This is a genomic window from Terribium retamae, assembly GCF_022347545.1.
Classification (GTDB): Bacteria; Pseudomonadota; Alphaproteobacteria; order Rhizobiales; family Rhizobiaceae; genus Mesorhizobium; species Mesorhizobium retamae.
In genome coordinates this window covers 13,043-30,371 of sequence record NZ_JAKREW010000018.1, presented here as the reverse complement: position 1 = coordinate 30,371, position 17,329 = coordinate 13,043, and the positions used below count along the sequence as shown (strand labels likewise).

The window sequence follows — 17,329 nt, the reverse complement described above, 5'->3', positions numbered from 1 at the left end:
AAATCGCTCGATTACCGGGGGACATCTCATCATTCAGGCATGTGGCCGTTCGACAAATTAGCGGAACCATGCGGTATCCGCCCCGTTTTCGAGCATGACCCTGAATTGTCCAACGCATCGGATCGGGTCAAACCACGGTTTCAAATGTCGGAGTGCTCCACGTACCTGAAGGAGTGTTGATCATGACAAGACCCATTGGCTGGCTGGCGGCCGGAATGCTTTGTATCGCAGGGCCTGCGCATGCCGCGGACGCGGCGTTTCTCCAATCGCTTGCCGGAAACTGGGCGGGCAAGGGCACCGTCAAAGTCGAGAGCGGGTCCAAGCCCATCAGCATCAACTGCAAATTTGCGTCGGATGCGACTGACACCTCGTTGTCGTTCAATGGCAAATGCACCGGATATGTCGTCTTCTCCCGGGCGATCGGCGCCGATGTCAAAACCGATGGGAAAACCTATACGGGCGTGTACACCGGTTCCCGAACCGGGCCCGCCGGTCTGCGTGGCAAGCGCGCGGACAATGCACTGATCTTGGCCATTCGCTGGGCAAAAGAAGTCAATGGCGACCGTGCCGCCCAGCTTAGGCTGGAAAAGGTTGCAAACAACCGGATGCGCTTGACGACCACCGACAAGGACCCGGCGACTGGAAAAAACGTCGTCATCACCGAGATCAATCTCAACCGCAGTTAGAGCGTTTCCTTTCCGGAAATGCTCTAACCCTTGTTTTCACGCGTTTGCGAGCAGAAACCGTCTCGGACTTCTCCTGAAATTGTTTTCCCCCTGTTCTCGGTGAAGCTCCCGGCCGCGCTACTCGCCTAGGCCGGAAAGCAATTCGGCGAGCTGATCCAGCTGTTCCGGCAGTCCGGCCGCCGAGCCCTGGAGTGCTTCCTCAAGCGCTTCCTTGGACGGATAGATCTCGTGGAAAGTCACCAGCGTGCTGCCGCCCTGGTCTTGGAAGGTCACGGTCGTGATCGCGCCCTCTTCGCCTTCATCGTTGGTCCAGACGATGCGCTCGTTCGGCACCACTTCGAGATATTTGCCGTAGAAGGCCATGGTCTCCGAACCGCCGGTGCCGAATTCCAGCCGATATTTGCCGCCGGTGCGGACGTCCATGTCGCAAGAGACGAGCGAGACGCCGGACAACGATTTCGGCATCCACCAGCGCTGGAACAGTTCGGGCCGGCTCCACGCCCTGTAAACCAGGCTTGGCGGCGCGTCGAATGTCCGCGTTACGATGAGTTCGCGATCCCCTCTGCGCTCGATTGACATGCGATTCTGCGCACCACCTGCACTGCTAGCTTGCCGATCCATCGTTTTCTTCCTGTTTCATTTCGCTGATGATTTCGTCCAATGCCTCGAAGCGGGCCTCGAAGAGCTTGCGGTGCGCCTCGATCCACTCCGCCTCCGCCTCGAGGCCGCGTTTCCCAAGCGTGCAGGTTCTGACCCGTCCGACCTTCTGCGTGATGACGAGCCCGGCTCGCTCCAGAACTTGGACGTGTTTCTTCATGCCGGTCAGTGTCATCTGGAACGTGTCCGCGAGACTGGTGATCGACGCGTCCGCCCGGCCTAGCTGATCGATTATCCCGCGGCGGGTCGCATCGGACAGCGCTGCGAACGAGCGGTCGAGGGGGGAGTCTAAATACTGAACCATGTAGTTCAGTATAAGAGCACTGGCGGAAAGTGCAAGCGTTCGAAAGCTGCCTGACCGGCCGTTCGAGAACAGACCGCGACAGCGACCGTCCGCTGCAGGTTGGATGCCGCTCTCCAAGCCGCTGAGGAAGTGAAAGTCAGTCTTCTTCCTCGTCTGAGCAGTTTCAGGCCGTCGCATGCCCTGCGCGATCAGCAGGCAGTCGCGGTGCAAGATGCTCTTGCGGTTGAGGAGTCAGCGAGCCTGCCCTCCGACCAAGGACCAACGGCGATGCGCCGCCGATCGGTAGCCATGGCATTCGTGAATGCCTGCATCAATTATAGGGCGACCAGCATTCTTCACGCGGACCGTCATATGGCTGGTAGGTGTTGTCATAGGCACGATAGGACCGGTAGTGATCGAAGCACCATTCGACATGAGCCGCATTGAGTCGTCGAGCCGATGGCACCGGATGCGTTTGACCGACAATCACGCCGGCAGCAAAAGCTGCGGGCGGAAACCAGTATCCTCGATAAAAGCGGTAGCCGGGACGCGCGACGACGATGCCACGATATCCGTTGTAATAGTGAGCGCCGCGGATCACGTAGAAGCCGTGCCGATGTGCGATTTCCTGAACATAGCCATCATTCCCCGCGGCCACCGAAGGACGGCTGAGCGAATTCGCTGATGCAGGAGCGGCGAGGCTGAAAAGCAGGAGCATTGCAGCGCCGAAGGAGGCAATTGCCTTATTCATTGAGATTTGTTTCCTTTAGTTGCGAACCAAGACGACGCTTAGCGCTGACGGAGCGTCCTGAGTTCCGAAAGCGAAAGTGCGCGGTCGCCGTTGCTGTCGGCACGCAAAAGCCGATCGGGAATGAACTGAGTGAATTCCGCCTTCGTAATTCGGCCGTCGCCGTTCAAATCCATCCGGCGGGCCTGAGTGCCCAAGCCTTCCGCCGTTGCCATTTGCAGCTTGCCGCCCTCTCTCGCACGCTGAAGGGCGGCTTCTGCCTCACCCTTGTCGAGCACGCCGTTTCGATTTGCGTCCAGGCGGTCAAACAAGCCCCCGCGCGCTGCCTGTATCTCGCCGAACTGAAGCGCTCGGTCGCCGTTCTGATCGATTTGGCGGAAAGCCTGGCGCGCTCTTTGCCCGTCCGCCGCACACGCGCTGCTAGTCGTGAGGACAACCATCACGCAGGCCAGCATTTTCGGATTCATTCTTTTCTCCTCGGATTGGGATCGGCATCAACGCGAGCTTCTACGCACAGGGATGATGGCTCCTACGCGCCGACTGGCTTTTTCTATTCAAAAGCCATCAGTCGGCCGCTGGACGCCAACCATCGAAATCCGTGAACAGATGCGTAGGAGATGAGCCAGCGGTTCGTATTGGTCGACGTAGCTGCCCTTTGGCAGACGCAACCAGGGAACTGAAGGAAGACCATCCATGAAACAGGCCTCACTCGCGGCAGCGCTAGCCGCCGCTCTCGCCCTGCCCGCGCTCCCAGTCCAGGCGCAAACGGCATCGCCCGTTCTCCAGCGGCTCGACGCAAACAACGACAGTGCTGTCTCTCGCGACGAGATCCTTGCGGCGCGCGCCAAGCTCTTCGCTCGCCTTGATGCGAACAGCGATGGCGTGGTCGACGAACACGAAACGGAACGGCTCCGCGATGCGATCATGGACCGTGCAACGGCGATGCAGGCGCGTCTGGCAAACCAGATGCGCCGGCTCGACACGAGCGGCGATGGAAAAGTGTCGCAAGACGAGTTTCGCGCTCGCGCGCTCTTCTTCGACCTTGCCGACCGGGATGGAGACGGAACGCTGTCGGCCGCCGAATTTCTCGCCATCCGCAGCATCGTGTTCAACCGCTGAGGTTGACCTGCGCTGCGAGCAAAAATTGAACTGGTACCGAGGAGTGCATGATGATCACAGCCTGGAAAAGGACCTGCACCGCGCTTGCAATTGCCATACTGATTGGTCCGGCGCCGGCCATGTCGGCCGAGTGGATGCGCGAGACACGCAATGGTGGACAGATCACCCGCAACGTGACGAGAGATGGCAACATCTATTCCGGTCAGACGACGCGCGTCGGACCGAATGGCGCGACCTACACGTCGCAATCGACCTGTCGTGATGGTTTCGTCGACCGGTGTCGGCGCAGCTATTCCGCGATTGGCCCGAACGGCCGCAGCTATTCCGGCAATACCGTAACGGCACGCGGCCGCCACGGCGTGCGGTCCATCGGTGTCCACACCGGGCCGCGCGGAAATGTCGGCGTCGGCTTTCGCCGCCACTGGAGGTAAGCCCGCGTGAGCCAGGCGCGTGCCCAGGACATCGCGAGACCGCCGGAGCGCCTCGACGACGAGGCGCTGCTCGCGCAGGTGGCTGAGGGCGAACAGCTTGCCCTGCGACGACTGATAGACCGGCACGGTCGTGGCCTGCGCCTGTTCGCCGGCCGTTATCTTGGCGGTTCGGACGAAGCCGAGGACGTCGTCCAGGACGTATTCATTTCGGTCTGGAAAAACGCAAAGCGTTTCGATCGATCGAAAGGACGCGCCACCACGTGGATCTACCGTATCGCAGCAAATCGCTGCATCGATGTAAGGCGTTGGCGCAAGTTCCGCACATTCATCGGGTTCGAAGAGGCGCATGAACGGTTCCCTTCGCTGGACCCCGATGCCGATGCATGGATGGGCGCGCGGCAGGAGTTGGCGATCGTCCGCGCCGGCCTCGACAAACTGCCCGAACGGCAACGAATGGCGCTGCTTCTGCGAGCAATCGCCGATCTCGACGTCCCCGCAATTGCCGACGTGATGGGAGCGAGTGCCGGATCAATAGAGCAACTGCTTGTCCGAGCCAGGCGGACGCTGCGCGCCCAGCTTTTCGAGACCGAGGCGTCTGAGACACAAGATGAAAGGAAAACGAGATGAACAGGGGTGAATTCGAAGGCTTGAAAGCTCGATTTGGTGATGACGTCGCGTCCTGGCCGGCACCTTTTCGCCGCGAGGCGATGTTGTTCCTTGCGGCGGATCGGTCCGCTCCCGCCAGCCAGGACGAAAGGCTCGAACATCTTATATTCGAGGCGACGATCGCACCGACGGACGAGTGTGCGCTTGCTCGCAGTGTGATGGCCAAGATCGCGCAGCCGAAGCACCGAACCCTGGGCCTGCCGATCGCTCTTGGACCTTGGTCCATGCCGGCGACCGCCGCGTGTATGGCCTTTGTTCTTACTGTTTCGGGGATCTGCGGCTATCTGGCTGGAGGGGCGGATAGGGAGAACTCCGATGAAGCCCTCTTGGCCTTTGCCGTGGGCGTCCCTCCATCCGAGCTTGCCGAAGGGATCGCCGGCACACGAAACGAAGGAGGCCGCCTGTGAAACGAGTCTCGTGGTTGCGAACGGTTCTGTTGGCCGTCTTTGCAGCATCGCTGGCCGGGAACTTCTTTTCGCTCGGTTATCTGCTGAAGGGCCAGCGTGAAGCGCCAGCGATGTCCATCCTCGCCGAGAATGCCTTCTCAGCCTATCCTGAAGAGGTCCGCTTGGAATTCAGGCGGCTGCTCCGTAACGACAGACCGCGAACCGTCGCGGCGCTCGGCAGGCTGAGAGAGGCGCGTCGTCAATTGGCGTCGGTCGCCAGTTCCTCGCCATTCGATGAGCAGCATGTGACGAAAGCGATGGCTGATGTGCGTGACGCGACAGACGCGCTCCAGCGGCTGATGCAGGATCTGCTCTTGCAGGCGCTCCGCTCGACAGAGCATGCAAAGTCACCGTCCAGCGGCGCGGACTCATGATCGCTCCCGCCTGAACAGCAGCAGGGCAGCGTGCAGTCACGGGCGGCGAGGCGCAAGCAGGTCCTTACACGATCGGGTATGCCTCGATCCCGCACGAATGCGGCCTGCAAGTCCCAGCCGCTGCCGACAACGAGCCCAAGGCTCCCAGGCTGGGGTGCAGTTGAAAGCGGTCAGGCGATCTATCGCGGGTGACCGCCTCGGCTCCCGGCATATGTTCGCTGTTCCGTGTCTTGGGGTGAAGCGGGGTTTCCGCAGCGCAAGACACCTGTCAGATATTGACCCGATCGAATTTCGGTCCGAGCTGCGGCGAGTATCGCTGGAGTTCGGTTCTATTTGTCCAAGGGGGCGGCATGCATCACTGGCACTGGTTCGACATCGCCTTCCCCTGGATCGGCGGCGTTGGGGCCATCGTCTTGGCAATCCTGCTTTTTGCGACGGACCGTCTTCGCAGCGATCCAGGCCGTTCACGGTGGCATGACCGGGTGTGGTTGTCCTGGCTCGGAGTAGCAGTCTACCTGCTTCACAATGTCGAGGAATACGGCATCGATCTGCGTGGGACGTTCCATGCGTTTCCGGACATCATCTGCGCACAGCTCGGTCTTCCGCCTTATCCGAACTGCCCCATCCCACCGGTGTTTTTCCTTGCGGTCAATGTAACCGCGTTCTGGGTCGCGGCTCCCATTGCAGCCTTGCTGAGCAGGCGGCACCCGCTCGTCGGACTTTCTGTCTACGGCATCATGATGGTGAACGCCCTGCCCCATATCGTGGCCGCGCTTGGCGGCAACTTCGGTGGAGGATTTTTCACGTCACTGCTGTTCGCGGCCCTGGCTGTATGGATCGTCCGCGCCTGTTTCGGTCCAGGCCGGATGAGCTACGGCGCGCTCGCGCTTCTTGTGGCTGGCGGGGTCATCGCTCACATCCTTCTGGCCGCACCATTGTTGCTGTTCCTCAATTCTGGTTTGAACCTAGCCGTGCTTGTCCTGCTGCAACTGGCGAATCCTTTCCTGCTGATGCTCATCCTGTGGCTTGGCGAGCGGTGGCGCGACGGGGCACTGATCTCGAATCTGCGCCCCGACTGACTCGGGGCAGCGACGACCTGACCGCGAAGGTCCGCTTTCGGGCCTCCAAAACGAACGTCCGGTTCTGCAACAATAGCCCATGGACAGACCGCCAGCGTCCGGCCCATTTGTCTCGTGGATTGCAGCAGAGACGTTTGACGGCAGCCGTGCAGAAGAAGCAGATCAAACCCGACGGCCGGCTCGCGGCCCTGCTAGAGGCGCTGCGACAGGGCCAGGTGCATGCCGAAGCCGAAAAGCAATGACGCAAAGGTCCAACGCCGAAAGACTTCGCCGAGCGGATGCCGGGCCAGCCAGCGGTTGAGCTGCGTGCCGGCACCGGCATAGGCGAAGTCGAAAGCGAGACCGATGCCGACGAGGATCGCGCCCAATGCCAAGAACTGCCCTGGCACATTCGCCTGTTCGGGGCTGATGAATTGCGGCAGCAGAACCGAGCAGAACAGCAGCGCTTTGGGATTGAGAAGGTTGGTGAGAAAACCTCGCCGAATGTCGGCGTAGCCGGAGCGGTCGCCATTTTCCGCTGAAACCGGAATTTCCCCTGGAGAAAGGGAGCGCGTGCGCAGGATTCCGACGCCGAGCCAGAGGAGATAGGCCGCGCCGGCAAGGCGCACGATCTCGAAGGCCCAGGGTGCTGCTTTGAGCAGCGCTGCCAGTCCGATCGCGGCCAGGAACACATGAGCAGCGCGGGCAAAGGCAAGGCCGATCGCGACGGAGAGGGCCCGTGCCCTCCCGTGGAGCGCGCCGGTTTGCAGGACAAGTACCATATCCGGGCCCGGAACGAGATAGGCGACGGCGAGCGCGCCGGCGAACATCCATAAATCAGCCATGTGCCAGTCCCTTCACTTGTGGCTGCAAGCTTAACGCGGAAGCTGTTGGCATGTCCTTGCGTCCTGTGCTTCAAATTGGGATATCGGTGGCGTACTCTGCCAATATCAAGTTGGAATGTGACGGAAAATGCCAACACTGACGCTGGACGCCATCGACCGCCGGATTCTCGCCGCCTTGCAGCGGGATGCCCGCCTGACCAATGTGCAATTGGCGGAGGAGGTCGGGCTTTCGCCGTCCCCGTGCCTGCGCCGGGTGCGCATCCTGGAAAAATCGGGGATCATCGGCGGCTATCACGCTGCCCTGGATCGCGGTGGCCTGGGGCTTGGCCTGACCGTCTTTGTCGGGGTCAAGGTCGAGCGTCACCACGAAGAGCCGGCCGCGGCGTTCAGGGACGCGGTGAAGGCGCTGCCCGAGGTGATATCGTGCCATCTGGTCTCCGGAGAATCCGATTTCCTGTTGCAGGTCGTCGTCCCCGATCTCGCAGGCTATGAACGTTTCCTGCTTGGAACCCTGCTCAAGCTGCCCGGTGTCAGCGATATCCGCAGCAACTTCGCGATCCAGACCGTGAAGGCGCAGGCGTCGCTCCCCCTGGATCATCTGCCGGCCAGCTCGTGACCGCAGAAAATCGGTGACCGCATTTGCAATGTCGCGATGCCTTTCGAACCGGCCGAGGTGCCGAAGAGATCAGCCGCAGACCGACCGGCTTGCGGGAACAATGACCCCAAGCAGCCGTTACGAAGCAAAGCCGGAGTGACACCGATGGTGGCGCGCCGGGGCTGCAATCGAACACGATGTCGCAGTTGCGAGGCGTTCGACGCAGTCCCGACGTCCCAGATCAAAGCCGTGCCCTGCTCCGCGATCAGCCGCCACGGAGGCGCCCGTGCCGACCCTTCCCTATGCAATTCTCGAAGCCCCTTCCACACTGGGCCTTGCCACCGACGGTGTCGAGCGCCTGTCCGATCGACTCCTGGAGCTCGGTTTTGCCGAGCGCATCCATGCGCGCCGTGCCGGGCGGCTGTTCGTGCTCCCGAAGGATCCGACACCCGATCCAGAGACCGGTATCCTGAACGCCGGCGCAATCGCTGCGTGGTCGCCCGAGCTCGCCGATGCCGTGGAAGCAGTGCTGGACGCCGGGGAATTTCCGGTAGTGCTGGGCGGCGATTGCACGATCCTGTTGGGCTCGATGCTCGCATTACGACGGCGCGGTCGCTACGGCCTGTTCTTCATCGACGGCAACGCCGACTTCTTCCAGCCCGAAGCTGAACCCAATGGCGAGGGCGCCTCGATGGATCTCGCCTTCGTCGCCGGCTACGGTCCGTCGCTCCTGACCGACATCGAAGGACGAGGCCCGCTGGTGCGCCCTGAAGACGCTGTCGCGTTCGCGTATCGCGATCACGAGGACCAGGAGGAATATGGAGGCCAGCCGCTGCCCGAAGAGCTCAAGGTGCTTGACCTTCCCGCCGTGCGTGCGGCTGGCATCGAGGCCACTGCCCGCGAAGCGGTCGACCACCTGACGCGACCGGAGCTGGACGGCTTCTTCATCCACCTCGACGCCGACTGTCTCGACGACGCCATCATGCCGGCGGTCGACTTCCGCGTGCCGGGCGGATTGTCTTGGGACGAGTTGGGGACCGCGCTGCGGATCGCCCTGGCGAGCGGAAAAGCCGTCGGCATCGAGATCACTATCTACAATCCGCGCCTCGATGAAGACGGCAGCGCCGGCCGTGGCTTGGTCGACGTGCTCGCCGCTGCGCTCGGACCGTGAACCCGGCGACCAGACCCGGCTTGCCAACACGTCCGGCCCCGCTCTGACCGGCGGATTTGAGCCGGCACCGGAAATGGCAGCTCTCCTCGGGCAACATCATCTGCAACCGGACCGGCCACTCTCGGCGCCAACTTGACCTTGGCATCCGGGTGGCCCAATCAGCGTTCTGTCGCTGTTGGATGCATAACCGCCCATGTGCGAACCCTGCCGATGACGACTGCACGAATCGCAAAGGGACAAATGATATGGCCAAGGCCCCTCGCCTGACCGGTGTGCGGCAATTCCTCGATCCCGAGCAGCAGCGCGCCTGGATCGAGGGCAAGATAGACCTGGCCGACGCGGAAGAGCGTTCGGAGTCCATGGAACACCGCTTCAAGTATGCCGCCCGGTTCGACAATCTGCTCCGCCGCCCACAGGCAAAAGAGGTGCTGGATATCCTCGGACTGTACGGCCCGAACTGCATCCCGATACCGCGCCAGACCGAGCGTTTTTACTGGTCGGTCTCCTGCCTGCCGTCGACCTCGGACAAGCCGCTCGTGCGCGTCAATGCGAGCTGGATGGAGCTTTTCACGCTTTATGCCGATGGCGAAGATATCCGTGCCCGGTTCATCGTGCATCTTTCGGATTTCACCATCGACGGTTCGGCGACGCCCGGTCAGGTGGATCAAGCCTTTCTGGAACAAAGCGTCGTGGGGCCCGAGGATGTCAGCTATTTCGTGCCGCGTGGCGCCGACATGTTCGGCGTCAAAGTGCGCGGGGCGGCCTCGATCCGCAAATTCCTCGCGGATCGCCGCGCGCTGCGCGCCATCCGCACCTTCAACCTCACACATATGAACCGGGGGCGGAACGCCTATCAGGCGAGCCACAGCCACAGCGTCGCGGACTACATGCTGGCCGGTCGAATCGACAGCATAACCCGCATCTAAATGAATTTATTACGTAATCTGCAAAACCAATCGCTCAGAGCTTCTCGGGTATTGTTCCAACTTTGACGAAGTATGAGCTATCCTGGCTCGCAGACGACACAGCGCTTCCGTAAGAAGAAAGAGCGGGTACTTTCATTCGGCTTCCACCCATCTGAGAGCTATGTTCGATCCTCAAGCAGGGTCTGGACATCTCGTCCGCCGTAGAAGACCCCAAGGACGTAGACGACATCCTTTTGCACGGTGAAGGCGATGCTTACGCGGTGACGGTATCCGATGATACGAAGTCCCGGTACTTTGCCTTCCCGCAAACTCCCTCGCTCGGGAAACGTCCGCAGACTTTCGATGAGATTGTAGATACCGCCGACATAATGCCCGGCAACGGTGGCACCGGCCTTGGCCAGAAGCAGCTCATAGAGTTCATCAATTTCCGCTTCGGCGCCTGCATGGAAGGCAATGCGGTGAACCATGCCCTACTTGGCTTTCGCCGTATTGGTTTTGTGCTTCGCCTCGAAACGGGCAAAGGCCGTTTCGAACGGAACCGCCGTGGACGGGCCCTTCATCAGTTCGGCATAGCGGTCAGGAATTTCCTGATTCAGCCAACGTTCGCGGGCTTCCTCCATATCCTCCAGCAATCGCAGACCAGCCCGGACGACCTCGCTGGCATTGTTGTAGCGGCCCGATTCAAGCTGCTTCTTGATGAAAGTCTCGTAGTGTTCGTTGAGCGCAAAACTTGCCATGGCATCTGAACTCCTGTTGCCAACTCTATAGGTCACGACGCCTGAATTAACAACTGTTGTCACTTATTGATACTTTTCACTGTTTCTAAAAATCGGCCATGCCGACGGTCGGCCGGATTTCGGGAGGGCTGAACCCTCTGTGAGCGTCCCGCCAAGCACGCTGCGAACCGGCAGGCGCTTCGACAAGTTTGAGAGGGCGTCAGCCCGCGAACGCGCCGACGCCATGGCTGGTCGGCTAGACCACGATGAAATCCGAATTGGTCAGCGCAAGTCCCGGATCGAGCACTGCGAAGTCGGTGAAGCCGCCTGCGGCGTCGCCATTCGCATCGTAGATGAGATGGCCGGTGATCGGGTCGTAGATGACGCGGTCGTCGGCATCATGTGCCGCGGCCCCGATGTAGAAGGCATCCTCGTCGAGCGTACCGGGCGTGGTCAGCGCGGCGAATATGGCGTTGTCGAGCCGGATCGTGTCATCCGCAACCGAAAAGTCGGCGATGCTGTCGACATTGCTGCGGGGATTGAGGGCCGTATCGAACAGGAAACCGTCGCTGCCGGCCCCGCCGACCAGCGTGTCATTGCCGAAACCGCCGGCAAGCGTGTCGTCGCCGGCGCGGCCATCCAACCTGTTGGCTCCGGTGTTGCCGGTCAGCACATTGTCGAGATCGTTGCCGCTACCGTTCAGATTGCCGCTGCCGGTCAAGGTCAAGTTCTCGATGTCGCCCTTGAAGATCGTCGTGTTCGAAAGCGAGACGGAATAGCTCGACTTCACCGTGTCGATCCCGTCGGGAGGGATCCCGCCATCGTCGGCTTCGTCGACCCGGTCTTCGATATGGTCGATGACATAGGTGTCGTTGCCGGTGCCGCCCCACATCTTGTCGCCGCCGGCGCCGCCGTCGAGCATGTCGTCGCCATCGCCGCCATAGAGCCTGTCGCGGCCGGTGCCGCCGTCGAGTGTGTCGTTGCCGACCTCGCCGCTCAGGAAGTCGTTGCCGCCGCCACCGCGCAGCACATTGGCCACTGCGCTGCCGACCATGGAATCGTCAAAAGCCGACCCGTCGGCGTTTTCGATGCTTACATAGGTATCCTGCGCCCTGTCGGGGTAATATGCCGGATCGCCGACACCGCGCCCCAACTCGAGATTGAGCGTTATGTAGCCCTGGGCATCGGCATAATTGACGGTGTCGATACCGGCGCCGCCGTCCAGATGGTCGCCGCCGATGCCTGCGTGCAGCGTATCGTTGCCGGTGCCGCCATAAAGCTCGTCACGTCCGGCATCGCCCCACAAGCCGTCATTGCCTTCGTTGCCCTCGATCCGGTCATCGCCGGCGCCACCCTGGATGACGTCGTCACCGCCGAAGCCGAACAGACGGTCCTTGCCGCCAAAGCCGAGGATCTGGTCACGGCCATTGGTGCCGTACAGTTGGTCGTCTTTTTCAGTGCCGGGAATGTAAGCCATGGTGGATCTCATCTCCTTGATAAGCCCCATAGCCCAGGAAGGCGCATGCCTCGCCAATCGACACTTCGCGCGGCCAGTTGCCGTCACATGGCCGCAGGAGCGCTTTCATGCCCTCCAGTGTCGCGGCGATGGTGCCATACGGAACTTGACCATTTTATGACCCGATGTCTGCCGCCGGCTCGCGGCACGGCTCGGCAAGGCAATCCGCTTTCAGCGCACATCGCCTCTTGACTTAGAGTGCGCTCTAACCGGTAGCTTCCCGTGCGTCGTGACGAAAGAAGGGCGTTCATGAAGATCGGGGAACTGGCAAAGCGTTCGGGACTTTCGGCCCATACCATCCGTTACTACGAACGGATCGGGCTGCTTCCCCATGCCGACAGGGACCGGTCGGGCCAACGCGACTACGACGCATCGATCCTGACCTGGATCGAATTTCTCGACCGCCTCAAAACGACCGGGATGCCTATTCGGGAAATGCTGCACTATGCCGCCCTGCGTGGCGGCGGTGCCGGCACGGAAGCGGCGCGCAAGGCGTTGCTCGAACAGCACCGCGAGCGTGTCCGTGCGCATGTGGCCGAACTGCAAGCCTGCCTTCTCGTCCTCGACACCAAGATTGCCGGATATGCCGGCAGCAAACAGAGGATGAAAGAGTATGACGCATCATTTTCCGAACGAAAGCCGGCTCGAACGCGGCAAGCGGGCGCTCGCTGAAATCGATGGCGAGGCCGGCGAAAACGTCATCGCCGCTCTGGCCGACATCGCCCCGGACTTCGCGACCTATGTGCTCGAATTCCCGTTCGGCGACATCTACAGCCGCCCCGGCCTCGATCTGCGCTCGCGCGAAATCGCCACCATCGCGGCGCTGACCGCGATGGGAAACGCAACCCCGCAACTGAAGGTGCATATCGAAGCGGGTCTGAATGTCGGGCTGACCAGGGACGAAATCATCGAAACCATCATGCAGATGGCGGTCTATGCGGGCTTTCCCGCAGCGCTCAACGGGCTGTTCGCGGCCAGGGACGTGTTCGCCGCACGGTTTCCCGCGGGCGAGGAGGCAGCGGCATGATGACCTTGCTTCGCATCTTGGCCACCGCCGGCGTCCTTGCGGCCGCCGCGATCTCCAGCGCCGCGATTGCAACGCCGGGCACCGCATATGCAAGCCCCGCTATGCCTGAGAACCTGTGGGCCGGCTTCAGTTCGCCGGTCGGCATGGCCTTCGACGCGGCGGGCAACCTGTTCGTGGCGGAATGGGGCGCGGGCCGCGTCTCACGCATCGATCCTGCCGGAAACCGCAGCACTTTCGCCGACGGGCTTTCCGGCCCTTCCGGACTGGCGGTTGGCCGAGACGGCGCGATCTACGTCGCGTCCTATTCACGCGATGAAGTCTATCGGTTCACGCCCACCGGGGAACGCAGCGTGCATGTGACGGGTCTTGCGACCCCAGCCGGGCTGAGCTTCGACAAGGCAGGCCGCCTGCTCATCGCCAACCGCCGCACCAACCAGATCCTGACCGTGACGGGGAATGGCGACCTGGAACCGGTCATCGAGGGTTTGCAAACGCCAGTCGGGGCGGTGCAGACGCCGGACAAGGGTTATGTCGTGTCCAACATCGGCGGCGGTGTCACGATCCTGCGCCCGGACGGGGCGCGCATCGAGGCCGGCGGGGCGTTCGGCACGCCCGGTCCCGGCGTGGCCATGACGAAGGACGGCCGCGTGTTCGTCGTCGATTATGGCGGAACGACCGTGCGCGAAATCCTGCCGGACGGCCAATCGCGAGCGGTTGCGGACGGGCTGCGAAGCCCGGTCGGCCTAGTGGTCGCTCCCGACGGCGCCTCTTTGCTCACCGCCGCCTGGGGCGATGGGACCATCTATCGGATTCCGATCCCCGAATGAAATCGGGCCGCGCGTAGCGCCGGCGCCCGTCGTCATGCCGGCATGCCCGGGTTGGCAAGGTGAAGACGACGGGCGGCTGCGGCTCGGGTCGAACCGGGATGGCGCCGTCCCAGGATAGTTGCCGGTTTGGGCCAGGTTCACCGCGGTCTCGAAGCAAGCCGTCGAGCCGCCATAGAGAAAATACCGTCCCGTAGCCGGCTATCTGTTTGCGTTATCCGGCATAATGGCGCTATTGCCTTTGTCGGCGTTCAGACGATGCGGAGAGAAAAATCATGCTGGGCTGGTTCAGGCGGCTGCTGCCGCGGGAAGACCGTTTCTTCGATCTTTTCGAACAGCACTCCCGGACCGTCGTCGGTGGCGCGGAGGCCTTGCAGCAGCTTCTGGCCGGCAACGATGTCGAGCGCTGGTGCAGGGAGATCGTCGATCTCGAGCACAAGGCGGATGCGATCACCGCCGAGGTGCTTCTGGCCGTGCGCCGCTCCTTCATCACCCCTTTCGACCGCGGCGACATCAAGGACCTGATCCAGTCGATGGATGATGCCATCGACATGATGCACAAGACCGTCAAGACGGTGAAGCTGTTCGAAAAGCGCGAATTCGATCCCCTCATGCAGGAGATGGGCGCCGTCATCGTCGAAGCGGCGAAGCTGGTGGCCGAGGCCATCCCCTTGCTGAACAAGATCGGCACGCATTCGACGCGGCTCAACGCCATCGCCGAGCAGGTGATGCGCGTCGAGGGCCGCGCCGACGACCTGCATGAGCAGGGCCTCAAGGATCTCTTCCACCGCCACGGCAAGTCCGATCCGATGGCCTACATGATCGGTTCCGAGATCTATGGACAGCTCGAGAAGGTCGTCGACCGTTTCGAGGACGTCGCCAACGAGATCAGCGGCGTCGTGATCGAGAACGTCTGATCGACATGGACCCGACCATCGCCTTTCCGATCCTGGTCGCGCTGATCGGCGTCGCGCTGTTCTTCGATTTCCTGAACGGCCTGCACGACGCCGCGAACTCGATCGCCACGATCGTCTCGACCCGAGTGCTGCGGCCGCAATATGCCGTGCTCTGGGCTGCCTTCTTCAATTTCATCGCTTTCACGGTCTTCGGCCTGCATGTCGCAGAGACCATCGGCAAGGGCATCGTCGACGCCGACATCGTCACGCCGGGCGTCATCTTCGCAGCGCTCACCGGGGCGATCGTGTGGAACATCGTCACCTGGCTCGCCGGCATCCCGTCAAGCTCCTCGCATGCACTGATCGGCGGGCTGGTTGGCGCCGGCCTTGCCAAGACCGGCTTCAGCGCCATCGTCTGGAGCGGCCTCCTGAAGACGGTGGCCGCCATCGTGCTTTCTCCGCTCACCGGCTTCGTGCTGGCGCTCATCCTGGTGCTGATCGTGTCCTGGGCGTTCGTGCGGCAGACGCCATTCGCCGTCGACAGTTCCTTTCGCGTGCTGCAATTCTTCTCGGCTTCGCTCTATTCGCTTGGCCATGGTGGCAACGATGCGCAGAAGACCATGGGCATCATCGCGGTGCTGCTCTATTCGCAAGGCATGCTGGGCGACACCTTCCATGTCCCGTTCTGGGTGGTCATCACGTGCCAGAGCGCGCTTGCCATCGGCACGCTGTTCGGCGGCTGGCGCATCGTGCACACGATGGGCTCCAAGATCACCCGGCTCAATCCGATGCAGGGTTTCTGCGCCGAGACAGGCGGCGCCATCACCTTGTTCGCGGCGACTTGGCTCGGCATTCCGGTCTCGACCACGCACACCATCACCGGCGCGATCATCGGCGTGGGCGCAGCGCGCCGCGTCTCGGCCGTGCGCTGGGGCATCGCCGGCAACATCGTCATCGCCTGGGTGGTGACCTTGCCGGCCACCGCGGCGATCGCCGGCCTGACCTATCTGGCGCTCAGCCTGTTCTAAAGCGTGGTCCCCAAAAGGGGGCGGGATCACGTTCATGCCGGCGCGTGCCGCCGCGGCACGACGCGCAGTGCGACACCTCTTGACGTCGCGCAATTCGATTCCCAACTCATTTCAGTCGGCCGCCGAAACGGGGCCGATCTGTCGGGGAGCGCCAAGCTTCTTGGCGCTCTCTTGTACCTATGTTGCTCTGCGGAGGATGTAGCTATGAGAACGAACCTGGACTTTTCCCCCTTCTACCGGTCGAGCATCGGCTTCGACCGCATCTTCAACCTGCTCGAAAATGCCGGAGCGCCCCAGAATGGGGACAACTGGCCGCCTTACGATATCGTCAAGCTGGGCGAGGATGCCTATCGCATCGTGATCGCCGTGGCCGGCTTCGGGGAAAATGAACTCACCATCACGCATGAACCGAACATGCTGGTGATCAATGGCGCGAAGTCCGAAGATACGGAACTCCAGTACCTTCATCACGGGCTGGCGTTGCGGCCGTTCGCGCGCCGTTTCGAACTCGCCGATCACGTAACCGTCACGGGCGCCCGGCTGGAAAACGGGCTGCTGGTCGTCGACCTCAAGAAGGAAATTCCCGAGGAGATGAAGCCGCGCCGGATTGCCATCAATACCGATGCCGTCAAGAAACCGGCATCGAAACGCATAGAAGGCAATGTAGCCGCCTGACCCACCGACTTCAGTGAGGATGGCCGAGACGATGTGGATCGGGTGAAATGGCGGGGGAGAGCTGGGATCTCCCCGCCTCTGGCGCAGCAATATCGCGGATGGGGACCGCCCTCGGACCCTTGAGCGCTGATGTCTGAGAGGCGGTGCTCGACGTTCATGATGAGGTTCGGAGCCGGCCTTCCGCGAGCAGATCGCGGGTGCGCTTCAGCGTAGACAGCAGGGCGGCCTTGTAGCCTTGGTCGCTGTCGAACTGCGCCTTTTCAGCTCGCTCCTCGGGGCCGTCCGGTACTTTGCCACGGAGGCCGAGATAGCAATAGAAGCGCAGATGAAGCGTGCCATCGGCGCCCTCGAACAGTTCGTTGATGATTGCTCCCTCGCGCGGCCCGGCGGCCTGAAAGAATGTGACTTTGCTCTCTGGTTCGAGCGTGATGATCTCACGGAGATCTGCGCCTGCGATGGTTGCCTCGCGCACGAAATGCGTCGCGCTTTCCTCCACGACATCGCAGCGTGTGCAGAGACCCGCCGGAAGAAACTCGCGGGCGTCGCGGGCCTTCAATTCCAGCCCGGCCCATGCCTGTGCGCGGGTCAGCCTTGTCTCGCCTTCCGGATTCACCGGCACTGTGGCGGTCGAATAGATCATGA

General features: G+C 61.9%; 25 protein-coding genes. 16 read left to right on the top strand and 9 right to left on the bottom strand.

Features of this window, described 5'->3' with window-relative positions; genetic code table 11:
* The first annotated feature begins 182 nt into the window (after nucleotides 1-182).
* Complete coding sequence (locus L4923_RS17610; protein ID WP_239367420.1) at nucleotides 183-686, top strand: hypothetical protein; 504 nt, start codon at nucleotides 183-185, stop codon at nucleotides 684-686.
* A 117-nt stretch (nucleotides 687-803) separates the two neighbouring features.
* Here the strand turns inward: L4923_RS17610 and L4923_RS17605 are convergent, their stop codons facing one another.
* From L4923_RS17605 to L4923_RS17590, 4 genes are all read right to left on the bottom strand, one after another.
* Nucleotides 804-1,307 (bottom strand): SRPBCC family protein, encoded by a 504-nt coding sequence (locus L4923_RS17605; protein WP_239367418.1) that lies wholly within the window; start codon nucleotides 1,305-1,307, stop codon nucleotides 804-806.
* Complete coding sequence (locus tag L4923_RS17600) at nucleotides 1,291-1,647, bottom strand: ArsR/SmtB family transcription factor (RefSeq protein ID WP_239367560.1); 357 nt, start codon at nucleotides 1,645-1,647, stop codon at nucleotides 1,291-1,293. Before L4923_RS17600 ends, L4923_RS17605 begins: the two co-directional genes overlap by 17 nt.
* A 310-nt stretch (nucleotides 1,648-1,957) precedes the next feature.
* Nucleotides 1,958-2,377 carry a BA14K family protein gene (locus L4923_RS17595; RefSeq protein WP_239367416.1) on the bottom strand — a complete coding sequence of 140 codons (420 nt, stop codon included), beginning with the start codon at nucleotides 2,375-2,377 and terminating at the stop codon, nucleotides 1,958-1,960.
* 38 nt (nucleotides 2,378-2,415) lie between these two features.
* Complete coding sequence (locus L4923_RS17590) at nucleotides 2,416-2,841, bottom strand: EF-hand domain-containing protein (protein ID WP_239367414.1); 426 nt, start codon at nucleotides 2,839-2,841, stop codon at nucleotides 2,416-2,418.
* Nucleotides 2,842-3,067: 226 nt separating this feature from the next.
* Between L4923_RS17590 and L4923_RS17585 the strand changes: the two genes are divergently transcribed.
* From L4923_RS17585 to L4923_RS17560, 6 genes are all read left to right on the top strand, one after another.
* Nucleotides 3,068-3,493, top strand: coding sequence for an EF-hand domain-containing protein (locus tag L4923_RS17585; protein ID WP_239367412.1), 426 nt, complete (start codon nucleotides 3,068-3,070; stop codon nucleotides 3,491-3,493).
* Nucleotides 3,494-3,543: 50 nt separating this feature from the next.
* Nucleotides 3,544-3,924: a hypothetical protein gene (locus L4923_RS17580; RefSeq protein ID WP_239367411.1), complete on the top strand. Its 381-nt coding sequence runs from the start codon at nucleotides 3,544-3,546 to the stop codon at nucleotides 3,922-3,924.
* Nucleotides 3,925-3,930: 6 nt separating this feature from the next.
* Nucleotides 3,931-4,551, top strand: a complete 621-nt coding sequence (locus L4923_RS17575) for an RNA polymerase sigma factor (RefSeq protein WP_239367409.1) — start codon at nucleotides 3,931-3,933, stop codon at nucleotides 4,549-4,551.
* Complete coding sequence (locus tag L4923_RS17570) at nucleotides 4,548-4,997, top strand: hypothetical protein (RefSeq protein ID WP_239367407.1); 450 nt, start codon at nucleotides 4,548-4,550, stop codon at nucleotides 4,995-4,997. Before L4923_RS17575 ends, L4923_RS17570 begins: the two co-directional genes overlap by 4 nt.
* Entirely contained in the window at nucleotides 4,994-5,410 is a 417-nt protein-coding gene (locus tag L4923_RS17565; RefSeq protein WP_239367405.1) for a periplasmic heavy metal sensor, read from the top strand. The genes L4923_RS17570 and L4923_RS17565 overlap by 4 nt, the downstream gene beginning before the upstream one ends.
* 350 nt (nucleotides 5,411-5,760) lie before the next feature.
* Nucleotides 5,761-6,489 (top strand): HXXEE domain-containing protein, encoded by a 729-nt coding sequence (locus L4923_RS17560; protein WP_239367403.1) that lies wholly within the window; start codon nucleotides 5,761-5,763, stop codon nucleotides 6,487-6,489.
* A gap of 191 nt (nucleotides 6,490-6,680) precedes the next feature.
* Here L4923_RS17560 and L4923_RS17555 read toward each other — a convergent pair whose 3' ends face one another.
* Nucleotides 6,681-7,313, bottom strand: coding sequence for a LysE family translocator (locus L4923_RS17555; protein WP_239367401.1), 633 nt, complete (start codon nucleotides 7,311-7,313; stop codon nucleotides 6,681-6,683).
* A gap of 127 nt (nucleotides 7,314-7,440) precedes the next feature.
* Between L4923_RS17555 and L4923_RS17550 the strand changes: the two genes are divergently transcribed.
* The 3 genes from L4923_RS17550 to L4923_RS17540 all read left to right on the top strand — a co-directional run bounded on the left by L4923_RS17550 (nucleotide 7,441) and on the right by L4923_RS17540 (nucleotide 10,005).
* Complete coding sequence (locus L4923_RS17550; protein ID WP_239367399.1) at nucleotides 7,441-7,929, top strand: Lrp/AsnC family transcriptional regulator; 489 nt, start codon at nucleotides 7,441-7,443, stop codon at nucleotides 7,927-7,929.
* Nucleotides 7,930-8,194: 265 nt separating this feature from the next.
* Nucleotides 8,195-9,079, top strand: a complete 885-nt coding sequence (locus L4923_RS17545) for an arginase family protein (RefSeq protein ID WP_239367397.1) — start codon at nucleotides 8,195-8,197, stop codon at nucleotides 9,077-9,079.
* Between the two features lie 245 nt (nucleotides 9,080-9,324).
* Nucleotides 9,325-10,005 (top strand): hypothetical protein, encoded by a 681-nt coding sequence (locus L4923_RS17540; RefSeq protein WP_239367395.1) that lies wholly within the window; start codon nucleotides 9,325-9,327, stop codon nucleotides 10,003-10,005.
* Between the two features lie 158 nt (nucleotides 10,006-10,163).
* Here the strand turns inward: L4923_RS17540 and L4923_RS17535 are convergent, their stop codons facing one another.
* From L4923_RS17535 to L4923_RS17525, 3 genes are all read right to left on the bottom strand, one after another.
* A complete protein-coding gene (locus L4923_RS17535; RefSeq protein ID WP_239367393.1) occupies nucleotides 10,164-10,472 on the bottom strand; it encodes a type II toxin-antitoxin system RelE/ParE family toxin in 309 nt (102 codons plus the stop codon).
* Between the two features lie 3 nt (nucleotides 10,473-10,475).
* Nucleotides 10,476-10,742, bottom strand: a complete 267-nt coding sequence (locus L4923_RS17530) for a type II toxin-antitoxin system ParD family antitoxin (RefSeq protein WP_239367391.1) — start codon at nucleotides 10,740-10,742, stop codon at nucleotides 10,476-10,478.
* A gap of 235 nt (nucleotides 10,743-10,977) precedes the next feature.
* Nucleotides 10,978-12,198, bottom strand: a complete 1,221-nt coding sequence (locus L4923_RS17525; RefSeq protein ID WP_239367389.1) for a calcium-binding protein — start codon at nucleotides 12,196-12,198, stop codon at nucleotides 10,978-10,980.
* Nucleotides 12,199-12,486: 288 nt separating this feature from the next.
* Between L4923_RS17525 and L4923_RS17520 the strand changes: the two genes are divergently transcribed.
* The 6 genes from L4923_RS17520 (at nucleotide 12,487) to L4923_RS17495 (ending at nucleotide 16,687) form a co-directional block, all read left to right on the top strand.
* Nucleotides 12,487-12,909, top strand: a complete 423-nt coding sequence (locus L4923_RS17520) for a MerR family transcriptional regulator (RefSeq protein WP_239367387.1) — start codon at nucleotides 12,487-12,489, stop codon at nucleotides 12,907-12,909.
* Nucleotides 12,851-13,264 carry a carboxymuconolactone decarboxylase family protein gene (locus L4923_RS17515; protein WP_239367385.1) on the top strand — a complete coding sequence of 138 codons (414 nt, stop codon included), beginning with the start codon at nucleotides 12,851-12,853 and terminating at the stop codon, nucleotides 13,262-13,264. Before L4923_RS17520 ends, L4923_RS17515 begins: the two co-directional genes overlap by 59 nt.
* Nucleotides 13,261-14,091 (top strand): NHL repeat-containing protein, encoded by an 831-nt coding sequence (locus tag L4923_RS17510; protein WP_239367364.1) that lies wholly within the window; start codon nucleotides 13,261-13,263, stop codon nucleotides 14,089-14,091. The genes L4923_RS17515 and L4923_RS17510 overlap by 4 nt, the downstream gene beginning before the upstream one ends.
* 272 nt (nucleotides 14,092-14,363) lie before the next feature.
* Nucleotides 14,364-15,005, top strand: a complete 642-nt coding sequence (locus tag L4923_RS17505) for a DUF47 domain-containing protein (RefSeq protein WP_239367362.1) — start codon at nucleotides 14,364-14,366, stop codon at nucleotides 15,003-15,005.
* Nucleotides 15,006-15,010: 5 nt separating this feature from the next.
* A complete protein-coding gene (locus L4923_RS17500; RefSeq protein WP_239367360.1) occupies nucleotides 15,011-16,012 on the top strand; it encodes an inorganic phosphate transporter in 1,002 nt (333 codons plus the stop codon).
* A 204-nt stretch (nucleotides 16,013-16,216) separates the two neighbouring features.
* Complete coding sequence (locus L4923_RS17495) at nucleotides 16,217-16,687, top strand: Hsp20 family protein (protein WP_239367358.1); 471 nt, start codon at nucleotides 16,217-16,219, stop codon at nucleotides 16,685-16,687.
* A gap of 154 nt (nucleotides 16,688-16,841) precedes the next feature.
* On the opposite strand, the gene L4923_RS17490 is transcribed toward L4923_RS17495, so the two are convergent.
* Complete coding sequence (locus tag L4923_RS17490) at nucleotides 16,842-17,327, bottom strand: SRPBCC family protein (RefSeq protein ID WP_239367356.1); 486 nt, start codon at nucleotides 17,325-17,327, stop codon at nucleotides 16,842-16,844.
* Nucleotides 17,328-17,329: the final 2 nt, after the last annotated feature.

Coding starts and splice junctions, on each gene's coding strand:
- L4923_RS17500 (WP_239367360.1), top strand. CDS start 15,011: ATGGACCCGACCATCGCCTTTCCGATCCTGGTCGCGCTGATCGGCGTC.
- L4923_RS17525 (WP_239367389.1), bottom strand. CDS start 12,198: ATGGCTTACATTCCCGGCACTGAAAAAGACGACCAACTGTACGGCACC.
- L4923_RS17590 (WP_239367414.1), bottom strand. CDS start 2,841: ATGAATCCGAAAATGCTGGCCTGCGTGATGGTTGTCCTCACGACTAGC.
- L4923_RS17515 (WP_239367385.1), top strand. CDS start 12,851: ATGACGCATCATTTTCCGAACGAAAGCCGGCTCGAACGCGGCAAGCGG.
- L4923_RS17570 (WP_239367407.1), top strand. CDS start 4,548: ATGAACAGGGGTGAATTCGAAGGCTTGAAAGCTCGATTTGGTGATGAC.
- L4923_RS17580 (WP_239367411.1), top strand. CDS start 3,544: ATGATCACAGCCTGGAAAAGGACCTGCACCGCGCTTGCAATTGCCATA.
- L4923_RS17560 (WP_239367403.1), top strand. CDS start 5,761: ATGCATCACTGGCACTGGTTCGACATCGCCTTCCCCTGGATCGGCGGC.
- L4923_RS17605 (WP_239367418.1), bottom strand. CDS start 1,307: ATGGATCGGCAAGCTAGCAGTGCAGGTGGTGCGCAGAATCGCATGTCA.
- L4923_RS17585 (WP_239367412.1), top strand. CDS start 3,068: ATGAAACAGGCCTCACTCGCGGCAGCGCTAGCCGCCGCTCTCGCCCTG.
- L4923_RS17510 (WP_239367364.1), top strand. CDS start 13,261: ATGATGACCTTGCTTCGCATCTTGGCCACCGCCGGCGTCCTTGCGGCC.
- L4923_RS17530 (WP_239367391.1), bottom strand. CDS start 10,742: ATGGCAAGTTTTGCGCTCAACGAACACTACGAGACTTTCATCAAGAAG.
- L4923_RS17610 (WP_239367420.1), top strand. CDS start 183: ATGACAAGACCCATTGGCTGGCTGGCGGCCGGAATGCTTTGTATCGCA.
- L4923_RS17555 (WP_239367401.1), bottom strand. CDS start 7,313: ATGGCTGATTTATGGATGTTCGCCGGCGCGCTCGCCGTCGCCTATCTC.
- L4923_RS17540 (WP_239367395.1), top strand. CDS start 9,325: ATGGCCAAGGCCCCTCGCCTGACCGGTGTGCGGCAATTCCTCGATCCC.
- L4923_RS17550 (WP_239367399.1), top strand. CDS start 7,441: ATGCCAACACTGACGCTGGACGCCATCGACCGCCGGATTCTCGCCGCC.
- L4923_RS17495 (WP_239367358.1), top strand. CDS start 16,217: ATGAGAACGAACCTGGACTTTTCCCCCTTCTACCGGTCGAGCATCGGC.
- L4923_RS17535 (WP_239367393.1), bottom strand. CDS start 10,472: ATGGTTCACCGCATTGCCTTCCATGCAGGCGCCGAAGCGGAAATTGAT.
- L4923_RS17520 (WP_239367387.1), top strand. CDS start 12,487: ATGAAGATCGGGGAACTGGCAAAGCGTTCGGGACTTTCGGCCCATACC.
- L4923_RS17600 (WP_239367560.1), bottom strand. CDS start 1,647: ATGGTTCAGTATTTAGACTCCCCCCTCGACCGCTCGTTCGCAGCGCTG.
- L4923_RS17505 (WP_239367362.1), top strand. CDS start 14,364: ATGCTGGGCTGGTTCAGGCGGCTGCTGCCGCGGGAAGACCGTTTCTTC.
- L4923_RS17490 (WP_239367356.1), bottom strand. CDS start 17,327: ATGATCTATTCGACCGCCACAGTGCCGGTGAATCCGGAAGGCGAGACA.
- L4923_RS17595 (WP_239367416.1), bottom strand. CDS start 2,377: ATGAATAAGGCAATTGCCTCCTTCGGCGCTGCAATGCTCCTGCTTTTC.